This is a genomic window from Paenisporosarcina sp. P4_E4_2 (assembly GCF_056401595.1).
The window spans coordinates 1-3633 of sequence record NZ_JBFUJC010000318.1; the positions used below are offsets into that span (position 1 = coordinate 1).

The window sequence follows — 3633 nt, forward strand, 5'->3', positions numbered from 1 at the left end:
CGAGTGATGAGAAGCAAGATTTCGATCAAGCTTGGGCGAAATATGAGGCAAAAAGAAAAAGTTTTAAATAAATTTTGAAAGGTCAGTGTTCAGCTGACCTTTTTTTGTTTGTACTGTTGTCATACGTCCCGTATAATGATTACTAGTGGATGTTGATCGGGTAATTTTTAGGAGGAAAGCAAGTGACTAAAACAATAAATGAAACCATCCGTATTATCCCCCTCGGTGGAGTTGGGGAAATCGGAAAAGCAATGTACGTAGTAGAAATAGATGAAGAAATCTTTGTCGTAGACAGTGGACTCATGTTCCCTGAAGACGAAATGCTTGGAATTGATATTGTCATTCCGGACGTAACATACTTAGAAGAAAATAAAGCGCGCGTAAAAGGAATCTTTTTAACACACGGACATGAAGATGCAATCGGCTCCATTTCCTATTTGTTGAACAAGATCCATGCACCAGTCTACGGGTCTCGTTTGACGATTGCCTTAGCAAAAGAGCATCTGAAAGAATTGCCGGCTGCACAGCCTGTAAAATTCTTTGAAGTGACTAACAAAAGTCGCATGAACTTCAAATCGACTCATGTTACATTTTTCCATACAACACATAGTATTCCCGATTCATTAGGGATTGTCTTCCATACATCTGAGGGCGCGATTGTGCATACGGGAGAATTTAAATTCGACCAATCTGCTAAAGGGAGCTACCGTCCAGACATCGCTAAAATGGCTGGTCTTGGTGAAGATGGAGTATTTATATTAATGTCTGATTCTACTGAAGCGGAGCGACCTGGCTACACAACTCCTGAATCGGTGATTGAAGAACAACTTTCGGAAACTTTCCACGGTGCAAAAGGCCGTATTCTCGTTTCCTTGTATTCTTCTAACTTCATTCGTATCCAACAAGTGTTTKACACAGCAATTGAGTCAAAACGCAAAGTAGCGGTAGTAGGTAAAACATTGGAAAACGTCTTTGATGTTGGGAAACGTCTCGAATACTTGAAAATTGATGAAGAAACATTAATTTCAATCAAAGAAATCGGCAATTATGCAGATGATGAAGTAGTTATTATCGTTTCGGGTAACCAAGGGGAACCTCTTGAAGCGCTTGAAAAAATGGTTAGAAAACATCATAAAGATGTGAAAATCAAAGATACAGACACAGTGTTAATTACATTCACTCCGTCACCAGGTATGGAAGTTGCGATGTTTAAAACAATGAATCACTTAGCAAAAACTGGTGCAAAAGTTTTAACTGCCAGTAAAAAAGTGCATGTTTCCGGACATGGCAGCCAAGAAGATTTAAAAATGATGCTGAACTTGATGAAACCTAAATTCTTTATCCCGATTCAAGGTGAATACCGCATGCTGATGGCTCACTCAAAACTTGCCCAGGCTACTGGTTTGGCCAAGTCACAAATCTTTATTGCAGATAAAGGGGATATTGTCGAATATAAAGCTGGTAAAATGCGTATGAGCGGCCGCGTTCAGGCAGGTAACGTGTTAATCGATGGTATTGGTATAGGAGACGTTGGGAACATTGTTCTACGTGACCGAAAACTTCTGTCACAAGACGGTATCTTTATTGTAGTCGTTACCTTAAACCGCGCACAAAAGAAAATTGCATCTGGTCCAGAAATCTTATCCCGTGGATTTGTCTACGTGCGTGAGTCTGAACAGCTTATGGATGAATCAGCTGAGTTAGTGAAGAAAATCGTTGAGAAATATGTCAGCAAAGAAACGTTCGAATGGACAAACATAAAACAAGAAATACGTGATACCTTAAATTCGTACTTATACCAAAAAACGAAAAGACGTCCGATGATCATCCCGATTATTATGGAATATTAAGGTGAAAAAACGGAAGGATTTCCTCGCTATTTGTAGCGGCAGGAAATCCTTTTTCTTTCACATAAAGATGAAAGCACTAAAGACGACCGAGCTTTGAACAGTGGAGTAGTCTTCATATGTATATCGCTTTAAATGCTTTTCACTAATTAACTGACCAAAGAAGGTGATCGAAGTGACAAGAAGAAAGAAAAAGGTTGTTAAAAAGAAAAAGCCCACTTCTATACATCCACTCATGTATGAAATTGCTGGCTTACTGATAATCGGACTCGGCATCATTACTTTTTTTGAATTAGGAGCTGTTGGCTTCATTTTTTCGTCAATCGCCAGGTTTCTCTTTGGAAATTGGCATTTTGCAGTCCCATTATTATGTATTGTCATTGCACTCATGATGATGATTAATCGAGCCGTACCAGGAATGAATAATCGAATTGTTTTAGGACTATTCAGTATCTTAGGCAGCTTGACACTTTTCAGCCACTTAGCATTATTTGAACAATTGTTTCAAGGTGGCGCACTTATAAGCGATTCTGTTCTTCGTGAAACATGGCGAATATTGATTGAAAGCGAAGGAATTGTTAACCGTGACCAATCGTTGGGGGGCGGGATATTGGGGGCATTTCTTTTTGCCACATTCCATGTCCTGTTTGATTCTGGCGGGGCGACTATTGCCGCATGGCTGCTAGTCATGATTGGCTTTATTCTGCTGTCTGGTAAAGCACTCGTTCCTTATTTAGCCAGCCAGGCACCGATTTGGAAAAAGAATTGGTCGGCCATGATGACACAAAAGAGAAAAACAAAAACTGCTGCTCCAAAAGTGCAACGAAGAAGTGACAAACGGAAAAAATCCGAGAGTTCGCCTCCAGTTGCACAAGATCTAGAAGTCGCTACAACCCTCAGAGAACCTGAACCCGTTCATACTTCGCCAATTATATCTGCCTTTTCCGAACGTGCAGAGAAAGTTGTTGAAATAAAGCCGGAGCCAGAAATAGAGAAAAATGAAGAATTAAATGAAAAAGTATTCGATTCCGTATCAGAAGCAGTGATGGAAAATAAAGATTACCAACTTCCTGCTGCTTCTCTTTTGAATGCACCACCACATAGTGACCAAAGCGGTGAATATTCAATCATTCAAGCCAATGCAAAAAAACTGGAGAAGACGTTTAACAGCTTTGGTGTCAAAGCTCGTGTGACGCAAGTGCATTTAGGTCCTGCAGTTACAAAATATGAAGTCTTGCCTGACACTGGTGTGAAAGTAAGTAAGATTGTCAGTCTCAGTGATGACCTGGCATTAGCTCTTGCAGCTCGGGATATCCGAATTGAGGCCCCGATTCCTGGAAAATCCGCAATCGGAATAGAAGTACCGAATCAGGAAGTAGCCATCGTAAGTTTACGTGAAGTGCTGGAAGCAAAAGAAAACAATAAACCAGATGCGAAATTGATGATCGGACTTGGTCGTGATATTACCGGACAAGCTGTTCTTGCGGAATTAAATAAAATGCCTCATCTACTTGTTGCCGGTTCGACCGGAAGCGGGAAAAGTGTATGTATTAACGGCATTATTGTTAGTATCATTATGCGTGCGAAACCTCACGAAGTGAAAATGATGATGATTGACCCGAAAATGGTCGAGTTGAATGTTTACAACGGAATTCCTCATTTGTTGGCACCTGTCGTAACAGATCCTCGAAAAGCATCTCAGGCACTTAAAAAAGTGGTGTCAGAAATGGAACGTCGATATGATCTGTTTTCTCATACAGGTACACGCAATATAGAAGGATATAAC

At 40.4% G+C, this 3633-nt stretch carries 2 protein-coding genes; both read left to right on the top strand.

Annotation, left to right across the window (positions count from 1 at the left end; all coding sequences use genetic code 11):
- The first annotated feature begins 182 nt into the window (after window positions 1–182).
- The gene (locus AC1DSB_RS16255; protein ID WP_477587115.1) at window positions 183–1850 is read left to right on the top strand and encodes a ribonuclease J; all 1668 of its coding nucleotides are present in this window, start codon (window positions 183–185) and stop codon (window positions 1848–1850) included.
- A 232-nt stretch (window positions 1851–2082) separates the two neighbouring features.
- Window positions 2083–3633, top strand: a 1551-nt coding sequence (locus AC1DSB_RS16260) for a DNA translocase FtsK (RefSeq protein ID WP_477587116.1), incomplete at its 3' end; no start/stop codon positions are given.